This window comes from Maricaulis sp., from assembly GCF_030149425.1.
In the GTDB taxonomy this organism is placed as follows: Bacteria; Pseudomonadota; Alphaproteobacteria; order Caulobacterales; family Maricaulaceae; genus Maricaulis.
Window position 1 is genome coordinate 18,769 of record NZ_JASBRQ010000038.1, and the last position, 18,573, is coordinate 37,341.

An 18,573-nucleotide genomic window follows, 5' to 3' on the forward strand; every position below is an offset into this window, starting at 1 on the left:
TGGTGCCTAGTTTCTCTACAGACTTAGAAGACAGCCTGCACCGCGCTTTAGGTTATGCCAATGAGCGTGGGCACGAATTCGCTACGCTGGAGCATCTCCTCCTCGCCCTCGTGGACGATCAGGACGCCAGCGCGGTCATGAAGGCATGCGACGTCGATCTCGACGAGTTGCGCGCGACCCTGGTGGAATATGTCGACAGCGAGCTGACCGAGCTAGTGGTTGATGATGACGAGGACGCCAAGCCGACTGCCGGCTTCCAGCGCGTTATCCAGCGCGCTGTGATCCACGTTCAGAACGCCGGGCGCGAAGAGGTGACGGGGGCGAATGTCCTGGTTGCATTGTTCGCCGAGCGTGAGAGCCATGCGGCTTACTTCCTCGCCGAGCGCGACATGACCCGCTACGACGCGGTCAACTTCATCTCCCATGGTATTGGCCGCAAGGCCGGCGCTGCCGAGCCGCGTGCGGTTCGTGGCACCAATGAAGAACCGGAGGAGAAGCAAAAGGATGGCGACGCGCTGACGGCCTACACCGTCAATCTTAACGAGAAGGCGCGAGGCGGCGGTGTTGACCCGCTGATCGGCCGCGATTCAGAGGTCGAGCGCTGCGTTCAGGTGCTGTGCCGCCGTCGCAAAAACAATCCGCTCCTGGTCGGTGACCCGGGCGTTGGCAAGACCGCGATCGCTGAGGGCATTGCCCGCAAGATCGTCGAAGGCCAGGTGCCGGAAGTGCTCGCGACCGCAACGATCTATTCGCTGGACATGGGGTCGCTCCTGGCCGGCACGCGCTATCGCGGTGATTTCGAGGAGCGCGTCAAGCAGGTCGTCAAGGAACTCGAGCAAAAGGACAATGCCGTCCTCTTCATCGATGAAATCCACACGGTTATCGGCGCTGGTGCGACCTCCGGCGGGGCCATGGATGCCTCCAACCTGCTCAAGCCAGCGCTGCAGTCCGGCGAGCTGCGTTGCATGGGGTCGACGACCTACAAGGAATACCGTCAGCACTTCGAGAAGGACCGGGCCCTAGCGCGGCGCTTCCAGAAGATCGACGTGGTCGAGCCGTCCGTACCGGATGCGATCAAGATCCTGCAGGGTCTGAAATCCTATTTCGAGGATTTCCATGACGTTCGCTTTACCAATGAAGCGCTGAAGTCCGCCGTCGAGCTGTCTTCGCGCTATATGGGTGACCGCAAGCTGCCCGATAAAGCAATCGACGTGATCGATGAGGCTGGCGCCCAGATGCGTCTGATGCCGGCCTCGAAGCGCAAGAAGACGATCGGCGTCAAGGATGTTGAATCCGTGGTTGCGACCATGGCTCGCATTCCTCCGAAGTCCGTGTCCAAGGACGACGAGACGGCGCTGAAAAATCTGGAAGGCGATCTGCAGCGTGTGGTGTTTGGCCAGGACGAGGCGATCACCAAGCTGTCGACCGCGATCAAGCTGGCTCGTGCCGGCCTGCGCGAGCCGAACAAGCCGATCGGTTGCTACCTCTTCTCCGGCCCGACCGGGGTGGGCAAGACCGAGGTGACCAAGCAGTTGGCCGACATTATGGGCGTCCACCTGGAACGCTTCGATATGTCCGAATACATGGAGCGTCACGCGGTGTCCCGCCTGATCGGCGCACCTCCGGGCTATGTCGGCTTTGACCAGGGCGGCCTGTTGACCGATGCGGTCGACCAGCACCCGCACTGTGTTCTGCTGCTCGACGAGATCGAGAAAGCGCATCCGGACCTGTTCAACATCCTGCTTCAGGTAATGGACAATGGAACGCTGACCGACTCGAACGGCAAGAAGGTCGACTTCCGCAATGTCATCCTCGTGATGACGACGAATGCGGGAGCCTCTGATGCACAGAAAGAGGCGATCGGTTTCGGTCGTGGCAAGAAAACCGACGAGGCCGACAAGGCTGTCGAGAAACTGTTCACGCCGGAATTCCGCAATCGTCTCGATGCGGTCATCCCGTTCGCACCGCTCAGTGTCGAGTCGATCTCGCGTGTCGTCGAGAAGTTCGTGCTGCAGCTGGAAGCCCAGCTCATCGATCGCGGTGTAACCTTCGAGCTGACCCCGGATGCAACGGCCTGGCTGTCCGATCGTGGCTATGACAGCCGCTTCGGTGCGCGTCCGCTCGGACGGGTCATCCAGGAGCACATCAAGAAGCCGCTGGCGGATCAGATCCTGTTTGGCGAGCTCAAGAAGGGCGGCCTGGTTAAGGTGGATATCGACGAAGCCGATAGCGAACGCCTCGACTTCCACATTACGCCCGGCGACCGGCTCCTGCCGCGCAACAAAAAGGGCTCCAAGGACAAGGCCGAAAAGGCCTAGGTCCAGGGTTCCAACCCCGTGAAAACGGCGCTCCGGCAGGGGCGCCGTTTTTCGTTGGGGAAAATCTGCGCTTCGTGTGCACCGTCACACTGTGAAGCGGTATCAGGCGGGCTAGTCTGCTGGCCATGTCGCGCGCTCTTGATCTGCTATCCGATACATTCGGCTTTCCGACCTTCCGGCCCGGCCAGGAAGACGTGGTCGAGCGTCTTGTTTCCGGGATCAATACGCTGTGCGTGATGCCGACCGGGGCGGGAAAGTCCCTGTGCTATCAGGTGCCGGCCCTGCTTCAGGACGGTCCCAGCATTGTTGTGTCGCCGCTGACCGCCTTGATGGATGACCAGGTCGCGGGTTTGGCCGCTAATGGTGTCGCTGCCTCAGCGATTCACTCTGGACGGTCGCGGGAGGAGAATGTCGCCGCATGGCAGGATTTTAAAGCAGGTCGAGCCAAGCTGCTCTATCTTTCCCCGGAGCGATTGATGACGGAACGTATGCTGGCGGCGCTGGAGCCGCTTTCGCCAGCTATGTTTGTCGTTGATGAGGCGCATTGCATCTCCAAATGGGGCGCCAGCTTCCGGCCCGAATACGAGATGCTCTCAGCTCTGAAACAGCGCTTTCCGGGCGCGACGCTGGGCGCGTTTACTGCGACGGCAGATGAAACAACGCGCGCCGATATTGCGGCCAAGCTGTTCGAAGGCGATGGCGACGTCCTGGTTCAAGGGTTTGACCGGCCCAACCTGTCCTTGGCAGTAAAGCCAAAACAGGGATGGAAGACCCAGCTTACCGAGTTTCTCGAACCTCGGCGGGCCGCATCCGGCATCATCTATTGCCTGTCTCGGCGTCAGACCGAGGAGGTGGCCGAGCTGCTGCGTGGAGAGGGATATCGGGCTTTGCCGTATCATGCCGGGCTTTCCCCGGAGACACGGCGGGAGAACCAGGAAATCTTCATGGCAGAGAGCGGTGTGGTGATGGTCGCCACCATCGCCTTCGGCATGGGGATCGACAAGCCGGATATCCGCTATGTACTCCACTTGTCCCTGCCTGGCTCAATGGAGGCCTATTACCAGGAGATCGGCCGCGCCGGACGTGATGGGGCCGCTGCTGATGTCATGATGCTCTACTCCATGGCGGATGCGCGCATGAGGCGCCAGTTCATAGAAGAGGAGGGGGCGAGCGAGGATCACCGCCGCCGTGAACACAAGCGTCTGGATGCGCTTCTGGCCTATTGTGAAGCGACCCAGTGCCGGCGCGTCGCGTTGCTGGCCTATTTCGGAGAGACCGGAGCATCGGCTTGCGGCAATTGCGATATCTGCCTCGACCCGCCGGAATTGATCGATGGCACCCGTGAAGCCCAAATGCTGTTTTCCGCGATCGCCCGCACCGGGGAGCGCTTCGGCGGCGGTCATATCACCGATATTCTACGCGGCAGTGCGACGGAGAAAGTCACGGCCCGGGGACATGAAGCACTACCAACCTTTGGCGTCGGGGCCGACCGTGCAAAATCCTTCTGGCAGGGGATGATCCGGCAGATGTTGGCCGGGGGGTGGCTGGAGCTCGATATCAGCGGATATGGGGCCTTGCGCCTGACCGATACAGGGCGGGCGGTGCTGAAGGGGGAGGCGGAGGTCGAAATTCGACAGATCGTCACCAAGCGCGAAAACCGCCGGACCAAGACGGCCATCGCGGCGGCGGCGGAAGGCGTTGATAGCGAGCTGCTGGCTCGCCTGAAAGCGGTACGGCGAGATCTGGCGTCTCAGCGCGGCGTTCCGGCCTACGTCATTTTTTCCGATGCCAGCCTGATTGATATGTGCCTGATTCAGCCACGAAATATCGAGGAAATGGGTACGGTCAACGGTGTGGGGCCAAAGAAGCTGAAGGACTTTGGTGAGACCTTCCTGGCTGCCGTCGCCGGGGCTGGCGCAGCTTGATCTACTCCGCGCTGGCTAGCAGCTCTCCGCTGCGGACCGCTTGGCACTCTGATCGATAGGCCCGCGGCGTCAGGCCCGTTCGGTCCTTGAAGGCCCGGTTAAAGGGGCCGAGCGATGCAAAACCACTGGCCAAGGCGATCTCCAGGATCGGTTGATCACTCTCGCGCGGATCGGCGAGCAGGTTCTGTGCATGCTGGATCCGGTACCGATTGATGAAGCGGTTGAAATTAGGTTGCTCCAATCCCGCAGAGATGGCCCGGCTGACCTTGTAATCCGGTTCCATCAGCCGCTTGGCCAGACCGGCGACTTTGAGATCGGATTCCAGATAGATGGTTTCATTGGCCAGCAGCGCTTCGATGCGCTGGCCGAGTGCACGCTCTTCCGCTGTTGCAGGGGCGGGGGCCGGTTTGGCTGCTGGCGCGTCTGCGGCAAGCGGGTGCGACAGGCGATAACGCAGCGCGATGCTCATCGTCGCCATGATCGAAGTGGCACAGAAAGCCTGGGTGATGGCCGCCAGTTCAGGCGGGAAGGTCGTATTCATCGGCAGCACCATGCAGGCGGTGACGCACACACCGAATGTGCCCAGGAACATCCAGCGCAGATGCCGTTCCGGCTTGCTCAGCGTTGCATAACCACGCGTGGCTTCGGCAAAACAAAGCATCAGGGCGGTAGAGGCGAGGAGCAGTTGGAAATTGCTCAGGCTGGAGAGAATGGCTTCCTGATTGGCCGCTCCGATCCACTGCTCAGTTTCGAAAAAGCGCATGGAGCGGGAGATCAGGGCAGGCAGGAATATGCCGGTAACCAGGGCGATTTGAATGGGACCGACCGCGTTACCGGGCCTGAAAAGACTGCGGGTGACGAGCCAGAAGATGGAGCAGGTCGCACCGCCGGCTATGCCGAGCAGGAGCGCGTAACGTCCCATGGCCGCGCCGAACACTTCTTCAATCATGACAACGCCCATGGCGCCGCAGAAGACCGCCCAGCTGATTTCAAGTTGCGATTTCGCGCCGCGTCGCAGCATGGCGATGATCCAGACAATCGCCGCGCTGGCGACCATCAGTTTCAGACTATTCGCGATCAACATCGTCATTCCGGGGCTCCGCTTCGTCCCGATTTGGGGTGTCAGGGCTATTCCTGATCTTTTTTGCAGGTTTCCGGCCAAAAAAACCAGCCGATTTCCAAATCGGCAAGACGGGATTCGACAGGCCTGCCATGCCTCTTCGCATGGGTGCGCTATTCGCGCGCACGCCTAGCGAAAAGGAAAACGACTATGAGTATGGCTGCCGCCGAAGCGCTTCCGGGGCAAGGCGTGTCCCTGGCGCACAAAGTCCTCAAATCCACCGGCGTGCTCTGGTTCCTGGTTGCCACGGCCGGGCAGTGGATCTTCGTTTATTACATCCTCGCGGCCTATGGCCCGTCGACTCTGTCCGGCAATTTTGCCGCTTGGGACGATACCGGCCTGATCAGCGGTTATGTCGAGAACGATCTCGTCGGCAATCTCTTCTTTGCCTCTCACGTTTTTCTGGCGGTATTCATGACGGCAGCGGCCACGCTGCAATTGACCCCGCCGGTCCGAAAGAGGTTTCCCACTTTTCATCGCTGGACCGGGCGTAGCTTCATTGTCATCGCGCTGATCCTGGCGCTCGGCGGGTTCTATATGACGTGGGGCCGGGGCGTGCGTCTGAGCGATATCGGCGCGCTGGGCGTCAGTCTCAATACGGTTTTGATCGTCAGCTTCTCGCTGCTGACCCTTTACTTCGCGATGAGGCGCAAGATCAATATCCATCGCCGTTGGGCCATGCGCACTTTCATCGTTGTGCACGGTGTCTGGTTCTTCCGCCTGAGCCTGATGGGTTGGTTCGTGCTCAATCAGGGTCCGAACGGGAATACACGTATGCTCGACGGGCCGGCGGACATCACCATCTCCTTTGCCTGCTATCTGGTGCCGCTGCTGATTCTTGAACTCTATCAAAGAGCTGCAGATAGCCGTCAGGCACGGCCCAAATGGGTGATGTCGGGCGTCATACTGCTTGCGGTTGCGGCGACTGGCCTGGGTGTTTTCGCGGCCTACATGATGATGTGGTCACCGCACTTCTGATGTGAGCTGTAACCGATTGGTCGCATTCGCGTACAAAGCGAATTTTGCAGATTGTCAGATGGTGAGGAGCTGTTAACTATTCCGCTCCAGCTCGGCTGGTCGATAGATATCAAAAGGGGAGAATTCCATGAAGAAGCTCGTTCTTGGCGCACTCGTCGCCGCTTTCGCCGCGGCGCCGGCACTGGCTCAGGCCACCACGATTGAATTTGTGCGCGATGACGGCACCACCTTTGTCGGCGTTTTTGACGCTGACGGTACGGCCTCCATCAATGGTGCAGCTGCGGAAGGCTACACCTGGGATGAAGCGACGCGTCAGCTTTGCGCCAGCTCCGGCCTCTGCGTGACCTTTGATGAAGCCGGTGAAGGTGTGGGTTTCTCCACCCGCTATACCACCAATGAAGGCAATTCCGGTACCGCAACCATCACGGCGCGCACCGAGTAAGTCATTTGAAGCATTGCTTCAATGGGAACGGCGCCCTGGCTTCGGGGCGCCGTTTCTTTTTGCAATCCGGGGCTTGATTAGCACCCCGGCGACGTTGAAGCTGTGACCATAGAACGAAAAAACCGGAGAGGTCGGGATGAATTGGGCATTGTCGATTGAACGCGAGACCATCGCGGATGTGACCTTGGTCGAAGAGGTGGATCGGGCCCTTGAACCCGGTGAAGCGCGCTTGGCGGTCCGGCGGTTTGCGCTGACAGCGAACAATATCACCTATGCGGCGTTCGGGACTGTGATGCGCTATTGGGATTTCTTTCCGGGGGCCGACCAGCGCGGCCGTTTACCGGTTTGGGGATTTGCGGAAGTGATCGAGAGCCGTGCCGAAGGCCTTCAGGATGGTGAGCGGATCTATGGCTATTTTCCCGCAGGAAGCGAGTTGATCGTCCGGCCAGAGCGAATAGATGCGGCCAGTTTTGTCGACGCAGCGCCGCATCGTGCCGAGCTTCCATCGGCCTATAATCGCTATCAGCGCTGCAAGGCCGACCCGGCTTGGTCAGAGGCTGTCGAGCCGGCGCAGATGGTATTGCAGCCGCTTTTCATCACATCATTCTTGATTGCCCCGTATTTGCGCGAGCAGACCGCTTTCGGCGCCCAGACCATCGCCCTGACCTCGGCATCGTCCAAGACGGCGATCGCTTTGGCCTGGCTGCTCAAGGCGCAGCCGATCGCGGGCGTCAAAGTCGAGGCACTGACCTCGGCGCGCAATGCCGGTTTTGTCTCCGGTTTGGGCATTTACGACAGTGTGCGCACTTATGATGATATCGAAGACATGCCGACTGACGGCGTTTACGCGGTGGTCGATTTTGCCGGCGATGGTGGCCTGAATACCCGCCTGCACACGCATCTCGGAGCGGCCTTGAAAGCCAATGTCCGGGTTGGCGGGGCGCATTGGGAAAACAGCGCGCCGGTCGGCGATCTGCCAGGGGTGAAACCGGAGTTCTTCTTTGCGCCTGATCATGTGCGCACCAAGATCAAGGAATGGGGCCAGGACGAATTCAACCGCCGCTACAAGGCGGACTGGGACGGGTTCGCAAAAGCCGCGGCGGAGTATTTTGACTATACCGAAGCGGCAGGCGGCGAGGGCGCTCTTGAAGTCTACCAAGCGCTTATTCGCGGGGCCGTACCGGCGTCCAGCGCGGAGACCGTCCGCGTCTGAGCATGCGTGAGCTGCGCTGGCATACGGTCAAGACCGTCGATGGCGGCTTCATACCCTATACCTCAGCCGAGATTGGCGAGCTCAGCTTTGATGGGTTCTGCGCGCTGGTTGAACTGCGCGCCGAGGCGAAGGAGAGCGGATCTTGCGAGCTGATTTTCGAGGGGGAAGCCTTTGCCCGCCTCGCGCGGGTTAAGCCACCGGGAAGGAAATCCCCTGGCGGTCAGCAGCGTTTTCTGCAGCGCGCTGCCCGCAAGATTGTCCTTGAGCTGGTCGACAAAGGCTATGTACGTCGCCTGAATGGCGAGGCGGGGCTGGCGGCCCCGATCGAGCTGGAATTACTGATCGAAACCCCGCACTGGCCAGCACCCGACACAGAGGGGTGACACCGCGCTCCGCTAGGGCAGTTCGATTTTTGCGGCGATCTCGGCGGCCAGGGTCTGTAGCTCATCCATATCAGCCATGCCGGAGCCATGCCCGGCCATGCTGTCACCCTCCATGCGGGGGATGATGTGGAAATGAACGTGGAAGACGGATTGCCCGGCCGGGGCGCCGGAAAATTGCGTCATGACGATGCCGTCAGGGTTGAGCGCCTTACGCACAGCTTCGGCGATCCATTTCACGCGGACCATCGCGCCCTGTAGCGCACCATCGGTGAGTTCAAGGAGATTGCGGGCCGGTTCGCGTGGCACGACCAGGACATGGCCGCGCGTCTGCGGAAATGCGTCCATAAACGCCAATACGTGTTCATCTTCATAGACTTTGGCGCAGGGCATTTCGCCCCGCAAAATCTTGGCGAAGATATTGTCCGGATCATAGCTGCCATTGAGGCTCATCGCGTCTCTCCCTGTCCAATATCCGGCTTAAACGGGCTCTCTTCGTCCAGCAAGGCGATATCGCGCTGCACGGCAGGTCGTTCGCGTGCGAGGTAATCGTCCACCGCTCCGCGCAACCCCTCATGGGCGATGAAATGGGCCGAGTAGACCGGCATGGGGCGATATCCGCGCGCCAGCTTGTGTTCGCCCTGAGCCCCCGCTTCAACCCGCTTGAGACCCCGGGCGATCGCCGCATCGACCGCTTGGTGATAGCAGAGCTCGAAATGCAGAAAGGGATGATCGTCGAGCTTGCCCCAATAGCGACCATAGAGGGCATCCGAGCCGATGAAATTCAGCGCTGCGGCGATATAACGGCCTTCAGCCTTGGCCATGACCAGAAGGACCTTATCCGCCATGCGTTGATGAATAAGGTCAAAGAATTCGCGGTTGAGATAGGGATAGCCCCATTTGCGCGCGCCCGTGTCCTGGTAGCAGGCAAAAAAAACGTCCCAATGTTCCGGTTGCAGCGCATCGCCTGTCAGCTGCTCGATCACGATACCCGCTTGAGCCTCGCGCCGCTCGCGCCTGAGGTTCTTGCGCTTGCGCGCCGACAGGTCGGACAGGAAAGCGTCATAGTCGGCGTAATCGCGGTTCGTCCAAATGAACTGCCGGTCAATCCTCTGCAGCAGGCCGAGCGCTCCAAGTTCTTGCCAGGCCGTCTCAGTCGGGAAATTGAGGTGCCAGGAGGAGACGCCCCATTGCTGCGTGGTCTGGACGGCGCCGGCAACCAGTGCACGGCGTATGCCGGCATCTTCGGCCAGGACGCGGCGGCCGGTTACAGGGGTGAACGGCACCGCGGACAAGAGCTTGGGATAATACTGGCCGCCGGCGCGTTCGAGGGCGTCCGCCCAGCCATGGTCAAAGACGTATTCGCCCTGGCTGTGGCTTTTGACATAGAGCGGCAGGGCGCCGCGTAGAGCGCCAGCCTCATCCTCCACAACCAGGTGCCGCGGCGACCAGCCGGTTTCATCGCTGACGCAGCCGCTTTCTTCCAGAGCCTGCAGGAAGTCCCAACTCAGGAATGGGTCGAACTCAACGCCGGGCGGGTTGGCGATCGCGTCCCAGGCGCTCCGGTTCACCTCGTCCAGCGCGCTAATCGAGCGCAGGGTCAGAGCGGGGTCAGAGGCGGTCTGTGCCGCTTCGTCGTCCATGGCGGCCTAGTTACGGCGGCGGCGTTCACGCCGTCTTTCTTCTTCGGTCGGCATCGAAACCGCCAGGATTTCCGAGGCCCGGAACCAGGCAGGCGTGCCATGATCGAGCTGATCGCGAGCCCGCATGGCGAACTGGCGTGCCCGCGCTGTATTGCCGAGGGCAAAGGATTGCTCAGCCACAGCAAGACGGGCCAGCCCGGTGTCGCCATTGCGCTCATGCACGATTGAGAGCTGGTACCAGCCAAACGCGTTGTCCGGCTCGATATCGAGAGCAACCCGCAGGTGGCGCTCGGCCTCTTCGGTCAGACGCGGATCTTCGATCGCGATCATGGCAACGGCGAGATTGATCCGTAGCAAGGGCGCGGTCGGCTCGAGCTCAACGGAGCGGGCGTGATAGGTAATCGACTCTTCCGGATAGCCGCTCTCGAACAGCATCTGGCCATACAGTTCCTGAAAATACGGGTTTTCCGGCTCCTCGGCGATCAGGCTCTCAATCTCTTCACGTGCCTCATCAAGACGGGCGTCATGATAGTAGGCGACGGCGCGCGCATATCGGGCCGGCAGGGACTGGTCGGTTTCCGGATAGCGGAAGAAGACAAACTCAGGCTCCACCAAGAAGCCATAAATCTTGGCCTGGATCCGGCGCAAATTGGCGACTTCTTCCGGCGTGTCGGTTACCTCGAAATGCTCGGCGGTTTCAACGCGTTCGCGCAAGGCAGCGATCCGGTCCGAGGACAGCGGGTGCGAGCGGAAATAGGGAAAGCGCCGCGCATTGCTCATCACTTCCTGGTAGCGGAACTTCTCGAAGAACTCGACGAGCCCGATGCCGGACTGGCCGCTTTGCTCCAGAAAGGCGAGGGCAGCCTGGTCCGCCGAGGCTTCCTGGGCGCGGCTATAGGTGAGCCAGGACAGGGCGCCGAACTGCTGGCTTGAGCCAATCAGTGCGCTCGCGGCACCGCCTTCGCCGGCCATGGCAGCGAGCAGGCCCAGCCCCATCGACACATACATCGGTACCGCTGCGGCGGCCATGCCATCACCGGACCGCGCCAGGTGGGCGCCGGAAATGTGGGCAGCCTCGTGCGCAATCACGCCCTTGAGCTGGTTCGGCGTATTGGCTTCAACAATGATGCCGGTATGAAGAAAAATATTCTGACCGCCGGTGACGAAGGCGTTCAGGCTCTGATCCGCGACCAGGTAGAGGCTAACATCGGCCCGCTCCAATCCGGCTGCGTCGAGCAGGGGATCGGAATATTCGCGCATCATATGCTCGATTTCCGTATCCCGGATCAAAGATTGGCCCAAGGCCGGTACGCTTGTAACCGCCAGCAGACTTGCTGCCGCGGCGATGGCTTTCAGGATCTTCATCCTGCCTCCACTACTCAGCCCCCGCCTTGGCATGATAGCAGCGGATCCCCATCGCGCTACTGGTGATGCGAACGGCCGGCTATCACAAGGCGGAGAGCCGGCCGTCAGGCGTATCAGTTGCCGAACAGACCCGTCCGGTTCCACCAGCCGCGCCGTTTCGGCTTGGACGGCTCGTCCGTATCGGCGGATTCAGCCTCGCTGGCCGCCGCCGGTTCGGGCTGCGGCTCAGCTTCGGCAGCCGGTTCCGGCGCTACCTCAGCGGCTGCTTCGGCCGGAGCTTCAGCCTCAGCATCCTTCCTTTTACGCGAACGCTTCGGCTTGGGCTTTTCCGTCGCGGCCTCAGTGCTTTCTTCCGCGGCGGTCTCGGCAGCCGGTTCTTCGGCCTTCTTACGACGCGTGCGCTTCTTCGGTTTTTCTTCGGCCTCGGTCGTTTCAGCCGGGGCTTCAGCCGTTCCAGCTTCAGCCGCCTCGGCCTCTTTCTCTGCCTTGGTCTTGCGCGGTCGGCGGGTACGGCGCTTCGGCTTGTCTTCCGCTTCTGCAGTTTCGGCCTCGGCCTCTGCCGCAGGCTCGGCCGGCGTCTCGCTCGTCGTATCCGTTTCGGCGACAGTCTCGGCTGCGGCTTCGGCCGTTTCAGCATCCGCAGACGGCTTGCGGCGGCTGCGCCGCTTGCGCTTGGGCTTCTCCTCAGCCGGGGCCTCTTCCGAGGTCTCTGCCGGAGCGTCATCGCCCTCGGCAGGCGCGGCCTCGTCGGCTTCAGCTGGCGTACCGGCCTCCGCTTCAGCGTCGTCGCTCACAGCCTCTTCAGCATTGGCGTTTTCGCCCCGGCGGCGGCCTCGGCCACCCCGGCGTCCGCGACGACGGCGACGGCGGGGTGCACCATCTTCATCGTCATCGCCAGCCGCGTCGGAACGATCGCCGCTGTCTTCGTCTACGCTGCTGTCTTCAGCGCTGGTTTCGACGCTCGCCTCGGCATTGTCCTCGCCCTTGCCGCGGCGACGACGACGACGACGGCGGCGACGGCCAGAGCCCTCGCGCTCTTCCTCGCCATCAGCAGACGGTTCCGGTGTCTCGATTTCATCGACGCTTTCAACCGATAGCGGTGCGATCTGCAATTCCTGGCCGGGCTCGCGGCTCTCCAGCGGCTCGATACGCAGGGCCGGGGCGATCAAATCATCATCCGCCGCTACGATCACACGCATCTGGAAGCGCTGCTCGATATCGAGAACGTGGTCGCGCTTCTCGTTCAGGAGATAGAGGGCAACGGCTGTCGGTACGGAAATCCGGACGCGTTTGGAGCGACCGCGCGTGCCTTCCTGCTCGAGGCCCCGCAGGGCCACAAGTGCACTCGATTCACTGGAGCGAAGATGGCCCGTGCCGCCACAATGCGGGCACTCGGTGGTCGAGCCTTCGATGAGGCTGGTGCGGCGACGCTGGCGGGAAATTTCCATCAGGCCGAACTGCGAGATGCGGCCCATTTGCAGCCGCGCCCGGTCGCGCTTGAGGACGTCCTTCATGCGCTTTTCTACGGCGCGGTTGTTCTTGGCCTCGTCCATGTCGATGAAGTCGATGACCACCAGGCCGGCGAGGTCACGCAGACGCATCTGACGGGCCGCTTCGGCAGCGGCTTCCAGATTGGTCTTCAACGCGGTGGCTTCGATATTGCGCTCGCGGGTCGCCCGACCCGAGTTGACGTCGATCGAGACCAGGGCTTCTGTCGGATTGATGACCAGATAGCCCCCCGATTTCAGCGGCGCGATCGGCGAGTAAATGGCTTCAAGCTGGTTCTCGCAGCCATGACGCAGGAAGAGCGGGACCGGCTCCTTGTAATGCTGAACCTTTTTGGCGTGGCTCGGCATCAACATGCGCATGAAGGCCTTGGCTTCCTTATAGGCGGCTTCGCCCTCGACCAGGACCTCGTCGATCTCCTTGTCATAGAGATCGCGAATAGCGCGTTTGACCAGATTGCCTTCTTCATAGATCAGCGTCGGCGCCACCGATTGCAGTGTCGCCTCGCGGATATTGCTCCACAGTCGCAGGAGATAATCCGCATCGCGGCGGATCTCGGTCTTGGTACGCTTGGCACCGGCGGTGCGGATGATCAGGCCGACGCCCTTGGGCAGGTCGAGCTCGGATACAACCGACTTGAGGCGCTTGCGGTCTGCCGCGTTGGAAATCTTGCGGGAAATGCCGCCACCGCGCGGTGTGTTCGGCATCAAGACGCAGTATCGACCGGCCAGGGAAAGATAAGTCGTGAGAGCAGCGCCCTTATTGCCGCGCTCTTCCTTGGCGACCTGGACGAGCAGCACCTGGCGGCGCTTGATGACTTCCTGGATCTTGTACTTGCGATAGAGCTGACGGCGCATGCGCGCCGCTTTCTGGTCGTCGATATCGTCTTCGACGTCGTCGGCCGCATTATCGATGGCTTCAGCTTCGCCATTGCTGTCAGCATCTGCTTCATCGCTATCCGCGTCGGCTTCTACCGGCGCATCTGCGCTGTCGGCGTCTTCGCTGGTTTCCGCTGCGGCATCTGACGCGGGCGCCTCCTCGGCGTCATCGTCATCTTCGGCTACGGCGCTGGCTTCTTCTTCAGCCAGGGCGACGCGATCCTCATAGGGGATCTGGTAGTAGTCCGGGTGGATTTCGTTGAAGGCGAGGAAGCCGTGGCGGTTGCCGCCATATTCTACAAAGGCCGCCTGCAGGGACGGTTCGACCCTGGTGACCTTGGCAAGATAGATGTTTCCACGGATCGGCCGCTTCGCAGCGGCCTCAAAATCAAATTCCTCGACTTTCGAGCCGTCGGCGACGACGACGCGGGTCTCTTCGTGATGACCGGCGTCGATCAACATTTTCTTCGACATTAAATGAGTCTCCAGCGCGCACCCGCACAACGTCATCCAGCGCATACGGGCTGGTGGACGGGCAGAGCGGCGATAGGGTTGTGAGCGGGGCCGGGCCTGTCATTTTCGACATGTACGCCGTCTTCGACGTGTACATGGTGTCTAATCTGTACATCAGGCGCGCCTCACGCATCGGCGGGTCCAATTTCGAGGTCCTGGGCGGCGGTCACCGGACGGATCGGCCGGGGGCCTCGAGGTGGGTCGGGGCCGCGGGGCTCTCACGCAAGCTCGCGTTGAGGCCGCGGCGGTGTTCAGCATTCCAATGCCCGCGAATCGAGCATCGCATCGCGTTCAGGCAGTGCTCGCAGGCGTGGTGCGCGCGAGAAGCAGCTTGAACGACAATAAGATGCAACATTCAACTCAGGAAGGAAAGTGCCTGTAGCGGTCGCAATTTGCGGGCTATCGATTGATTTCATCAACCAAACGTCAAGTTCCGTGCGTTAGAGTACATCAAAAGCCGTGGAAAGAATCGCGGCGTATGCGATGGTAAGTGGATGCGTATTCTGACAGCTGCAGTCTTGGCGATCACTTCGATCCTGGCCGTTTCACCGGCCCAGGCGGATCAGGAAGTCCGTTCCGTGCGCTTCGGCGGCGATGAAAGCCGGACCCGGGTCGTCGTCGAGACTACCGAACCGGCAGACTTCCGGGCCTTCACTCTGGACGGTGTGTCCAGCCGCCTAGTGATCGACCTTCCGGCGTCATCCTGGCAGGTCGACGGGCTTGAGATGGGCGAGGGCGTTGGCCGCGGTCTGGTCGATGATTTCCGCTTCTTCAACAACTCCGAAGCGTCTTCGCGCATTGTATTCGAGCTTGAGCACCCGGCGGTGATTTCCGAGCAATTTGCGCTCGATCCTGCTTCCGGCAGCAGCAATTACCGTCTGGTCGTCGATCTTCAGCGGACCAGCCAGGAAGCCTTCCGGGATAATTCCGGCTATCACCGCATCGGCGATATGAACAGCCTTATCGCCGAGCGGGTTGAAGCAGTCTACACGCCGCCCGCACGGGAGCGCCGTGTCATCGTGATCGATGCCGGCCATGGCGGTCATGACCCGGGGGCGATCGGTGTTGGCGGCACGCATGAAAGCACGGTTACGCTTGCCGCGGCCCGCGAATTGCGCCGCCAGCTTGAGGCGACCGGCCGCTACCAGGTTCTGATGACCCGGGACCGCGATATCTACCCGTCCTGGGAGCAGCGTGTCGGTGTTATGGCTGAAGCCCGCGCCGACCTGTTCCTGTCGCTGCATGCAGATGCGTCGCGCAATCCCAATGTCCGCGGAGCCTCCGTCTACACGCTCAATGACCGCGCCGAGAACCGGGCCCGCAACCGGGCGCGCCAGGATGCGGCGCATACCGATCAGGCGGACGTGAACAATATTCTGGTCGAGCTCGAATTGCGCGAAAAGCGCAACCAGTCCTCGGTTTTCGCTCAGGTGCTTCTGGACCATCTCGATGACAGCAGCCCGCTACTGACCAATCCGCATCGCCAGGCCAATTTGTTCGTGCTTCTCGATCCGCGTGTACCGGCCGTTCTTGTCGAGATGGGGTTCATGTCGAACCGCACGGATGAGCGCAATCTCCTGTCCGAGCGCTTCCGCCGCAACCAGATGTCATCCGTTGTGCGCGGTATTGATGCTTATTTTGCGGGTCGGGGGGATGACGACGAGCCTGCTGCATCTGCCAGCCTGCGGGCCCGCTGAAACGCTTTCCACAGTCACGCCTTATCGTCATAATGTCGCCGGGTTGCCGCTTACAACACTGCGGCATGGGGAAGTAGGCCAGAGAGTGCGATGAAGATTTTCACGCTTCGCAATGTTATGCGCGCTGCGCTTTGGGGCGGTGCCGCCGCAGCAGTGCTTGCCGTTGCCGGTTTTGTCACGGCAGCTGTCTATGTGGTGCGTGTCACCTCGGATCTGCCGGATTATCAACAGCTGGCAGAATACGAGCCGCCGATCATGAGCCGGGTTCATGCCGGTGATGGTCGACTGATTGCCGAATATGCCCGGGAACACCGGGTCTTCATGCCGATCGAGAACATTCCGCAAAGCCTGGTTCATGCTTTTGTCTCCGCAGAGGACAAGAATTTTTACGAGCACGGCGGGCTGGATTTCCGCGGTATTGTTCGCGCTGCCTTTGCCAATGTCGGCCACGTGCTTCGTGACGAGCGCCTCGAAGGCGCATCCACGATCACCCAGCAGGTTGCCAAGAATTTCCTGCTGTCCTCGGCCCAGCGGCTGGAGCGCAAGGTGCAGGAAATGGTCCTGGCGCGGCGTATCGAGCGGGCCTTCACCAAGGACCAGATACTCGAGCTTTACCTCAACGAGATCTATTTCGGTCAGCGGGCCTATGGGGCCGCAGCAGCCGCCCTGAACTATTTCGACAAATCGCTCGATGAGCTCACCTTGTCGGAAAGCGCGCTCCTGGCTGCCGTCGTCAACGGCCCGGCCCGTTTCCATCCCATCCGCCACCCGGAACGCACGATCGACCGTCGCAATTGGGTGCTCTCTCGCATGGCGGCCAATGGTTATATTTCTGAGGAGCAGGCGCGCGAGGCGGCACAGGATCCATTGCAGATCGCAGAGCGTCTGTCCGGCGATGACTATCTTGCGGCGGAGTATTTCGTAGAGAATGTGCGTCGCCAGGTCTTCTCCATGTATGGCGAGGACGAGCTTTATGATGGCGGTCTGTCGATCCGCACCACGCTGGATACCCGCATGCAGATGGCTGCTCGCCGGGCGCTGCGCGATGGTCTGGAGACCTATGACCGCCGCCATGGCTATCGCGGTGTCCTGGGCACGATCGAGTTGGGCGAGGGCTGGGAAGAGCGCTTCGAGGAAGTGACCATTCCGCGCGATCTCGATGACGGGTGGATGCCGGCGCTGGTCGTGGACGTCAGCGATGCGGCCGCTTCAATCCGCTTCGAGGACGGCAGCGAAGGCACGATCCCGATGGCCGAGCTGAGCTGGGCAAGGCAGAACCTGCCCGATGGCGAGCTGGGCCCGGTGGTTCGTACCGCTGGTGAGGTTCTGTCTGCTGGTGATGTCGTGCTTGCGGGCTATCCCACCGCTGAGGTGCAGGAGCCCGATACATATTCCTTGCGCCAGGTGCCTGCGATCAATGGCGGCATCATGGCCATGGATCCGCATACCGGCCGTGTCCTGGCAATGATGGGCGGTTATTCCTTCCAGCACAGCCAGTTCAATCGCGCGACCCAGGCCCGGCGTCAGCCCGGCTCCTCCTTCAAACCCTTTGCCTATGCAGCGGCGCTGGATAATGGCTACACGCCGGCCAGCTTGATCCTGGATGCGCCTTTCGTAGCGTCGGGCGGTGCGGACGAGCGTTTTTACATGCCGTCCAACTATTCCGAACGCTATTACGGCATGTCGACCATGCGCCTGGGCCTGGAGCTCTCGCGCAATGTCATGACGGTCCGCCTGGCCCAGGAAATGGGTATGCGCCCGATCTCCGATTACGGCGTCCGTTTTGGTATTTATGACGAACTCGACCCGGTTCTGGCGATGTCGCTCGGCGCCGGTGAAACCACGCTCTACCGGTTGATTTCCGCCTACGCCGCGCTGGTCAATGGCGGCCGCCGTGTCGAGCCGACCATTCTCGACCGGGTCCAGGACCGCACCGGGGCCACTATTTTCGCCCATGAACAGCGTGAGTGCGAGACTTGTGATGTTGAGGAGTGGCAGGCTGAGCTGCTTGAGCCCTTCTTCCCCGAAACGCGCGAGGAAGTGGTAGACCCGGTGACGGCCTATCAGGTTGTGCACATGCTCGAAGGTGCCGTTCAGCGCGGCACGGGTACGGCTCTGCGCTCGCTCGGGCGGCCGCTCGGCGGCAAGACCGGTACGACCAATGACTTCCGTGATGCCTGGTTTGTCGGTTTCGGCCCGGACCTGATTGTCGGTGTCTATGTCGGCTTTGATACCCCCTATCAGCTGGGCAGCGGCGAGGCCGGTGGTCGTGTTGCAGCGCCGATTGTGCGGGACTTCTTTGAAGACGTGATCGGTGATTATCCGGTAGCGCCGTTCCGCGTGCCGGAAGGCGTGCGCCTGGTGCCGATCAATCGCCTGACGGGTGAGCCGGGTGTGCTGGGCCAGTCCGGCGTGATCCTGGAGGCTTTCCGCCCGGGCACTGAACCCTCGCGTCAATCCCCGGAGGAGGAGAGCGGGCTGAGCTTTGCGCGTTCTTCCGTCAGCGATGACCCCTTGTCCTTGCTGCTGCAGGAAGAAGAGGGTGATGATGAGGATTCGGAAGAGGAAGAGGGAATTGGCGGGCTGTATTGACCG

General features: G+C 61.3%; 13 protein-coding genes. 8 read left to right on the forward strand and 5 right to left on the reverse strand.

Annotated features, from left to right (window positions below):
* The first annotated feature begins 2 nt into the window (after nucleotides 1-2).
* Together clpA and recQ are read left to right on the forward strand one after the other, a co-directional pair.
* The gene (gene clpA / locus Q1V57_RS05840; RefSeq protein ID WP_300528562.1) at nucleotides 3-2,318 is read left to right on the forward strand and encodes an ATP-dependent Clp protease ATP-binding subunit ClpA; all 2,316 of its coding nucleotides are present in this window, start codon (nucleotides 3-5) and stop codon (nucleotides 2,316-2,318) included.
* 125 nt (nucleotides 2,319-2,443) lie between these two features.
* On the forward strand, nucleotides 2,444-4,243 hold the full coding sequence (gene recQ, locus Q1V57_RS05845) for a DNA helicase RecQ (RefSeq protein WP_300528563.1): 1,800 nt from the start codon (nucleotides 2,444-2,446) through the stop codon (nucleotides 4,241-4,243).
* Nucleotide 4,244: 1 nt separating this feature from the next.
* Here the strand turns inward: recQ and Q1V57_RS05850 are convergent, their stop codons facing one another.
* Complete coding sequence (locus Q1V57_RS05850) at nucleotides 4,245-5,333, reverse strand: helix-turn-helix domain-containing protein (protein ID WP_300528566.1); 1,089 nt, start codon at nucleotides 5,331-5,333, stop codon at nucleotides 4,245-4,247.
* Nucleotides 5,334-5,513: 180 nt separating this feature from the next.
* On the opposite strand from Q1V57_RS05850, the gene Q1V57_RS05855 reads away from it, so the two are divergent.
* From Q1V57_RS05855 to Q1V57_RS05870, 4 genes are all read left to right on the forward strand, one after another.
* Entirely contained in the window at nucleotides 5,514-6,341 is an 828-nt protein-coding gene (locus Q1V57_RS05855) for a DUF2306 domain-containing protein (protein WP_300528568.1), read from the forward strand.
* 127 nt (nucleotides 6,342-6,468) lie between these two features.
* Nucleotides 6,469-6,783, forward strand: a complete 315-nt coding sequence (locus tag Q1V57_RS05860) for a hypothetical protein (protein ID WP_300528571.1) — start codon at nucleotides 6,469-6,471, stop codon at nucleotides 6,781-6,783.
* Nucleotides 6,784-6,919: 136 nt separating this feature from the next.
* Entirely contained in the window at nucleotides 6,920-7,996 is a 1,077-nt protein-coding gene (locus tag Q1V57_RS05865; RefSeq protein WP_300528574.1) for a DUF2855 family protein, read from the forward strand.
* Between the two features lie 2 nt (nucleotides 7,997-7,998).
* The gene (locus Q1V57_RS05870) at nucleotides 7,999-8,379 is read left to right on the forward strand and encodes a hypothetical protein (RefSeq protein ID WP_300528577.1); all 381 of its coding nucleotides are present in this window, start codon (nucleotides 7,999-8,001) and stop codon (nucleotides 8,377-8,379) included.
* Nucleotides 8,380-8,391: 12 nt separating this feature from the next.
* Here the strand turns inward: Q1V57_RS05870 and Q1V57_RS05875 are convergent, their stop codons facing one another.
* The 4 genes from Q1V57_RS05875 to Q1V57_RS05890 form a co-directional block, all read right to left on the reverse strand.
* A complete protein-coding gene (locus Q1V57_RS05875; protein WP_300528579.1) occupies nucleotides 8,392-8,829 on the reverse strand; it encodes an HIT family protein in 438 nt (145 codons plus the stop codon).
* The gene (locus Q1V57_RS05880) at nucleotides 8,826-10,019 is read right to left on the reverse strand and encodes a GNAT family N-acetyltransferase (protein WP_300528581.1); all 1,194 of its coding nucleotides are present in this window, start codon (nucleotides 10,017-10,019) and stop codon (nucleotides 8,826-8,828) included. The genes Q1V57_RS05875 and Q1V57_RS05880 overlap by 4 nt, the downstream gene beginning before the upstream one ends.
* 6 nt (nucleotides 10,020-10,025) lie before the next feature.
* On the reverse strand, nucleotides 10,026-11,384 hold the full coding sequence (locus Q1V57_RS05885; RefSeq protein ID WP_300528582.1) for a M48 family metalloprotease: 1,359 nt from the start codon (nucleotides 11,382-11,384) through the stop codon (nucleotides 10,026-10,028).
* Between the two features lie 113 nt (nucleotides 11,385-11,497).
* Nucleotides 11,498-14,242 carry a ribonuclease E/G gene (locus Q1V57_RS05890; protein WP_300528584.1) on the reverse strand — a complete coding sequence of 915 codons (2,745 nt, stop codon included), beginning with the start codon at nucleotides 14,240-14,242 and terminating at the stop codon, nucleotides 11,498-11,500.
* 533 nt (nucleotides 14,243-14,775) lie between these two features.
* Here Q1V57_RS05890 and Q1V57_RS05895 point away from each other — a divergent pair.
* Both Q1V57_RS05895 and Q1V57_RS05900 read left to right on the forward strand, forming a co-directional pair.
* Nucleotides 14,776-15,978, forward strand: coding sequence for an N-acetylmuramoyl-L-alanine amidase (locus tag Q1V57_RS05895; RefSeq protein WP_300528585.1), 1,203 nt, complete (start codon nucleotides 14,776-14,778; stop codon nucleotides 15,976-15,978).
* 90 nt (nucleotides 15,979-16,068) lie between these two features.
* Entirely contained in the window at nucleotides 16,069-18,570 is a 2,502-nt protein-coding gene (locus tag Q1V57_RS05900; protein ID WP_300528588.1) for a penicillin-binding protein 1A, read from the forward strand.
* Nucleotides 18,571-18,573: the final 3 nt, after the last annotated feature.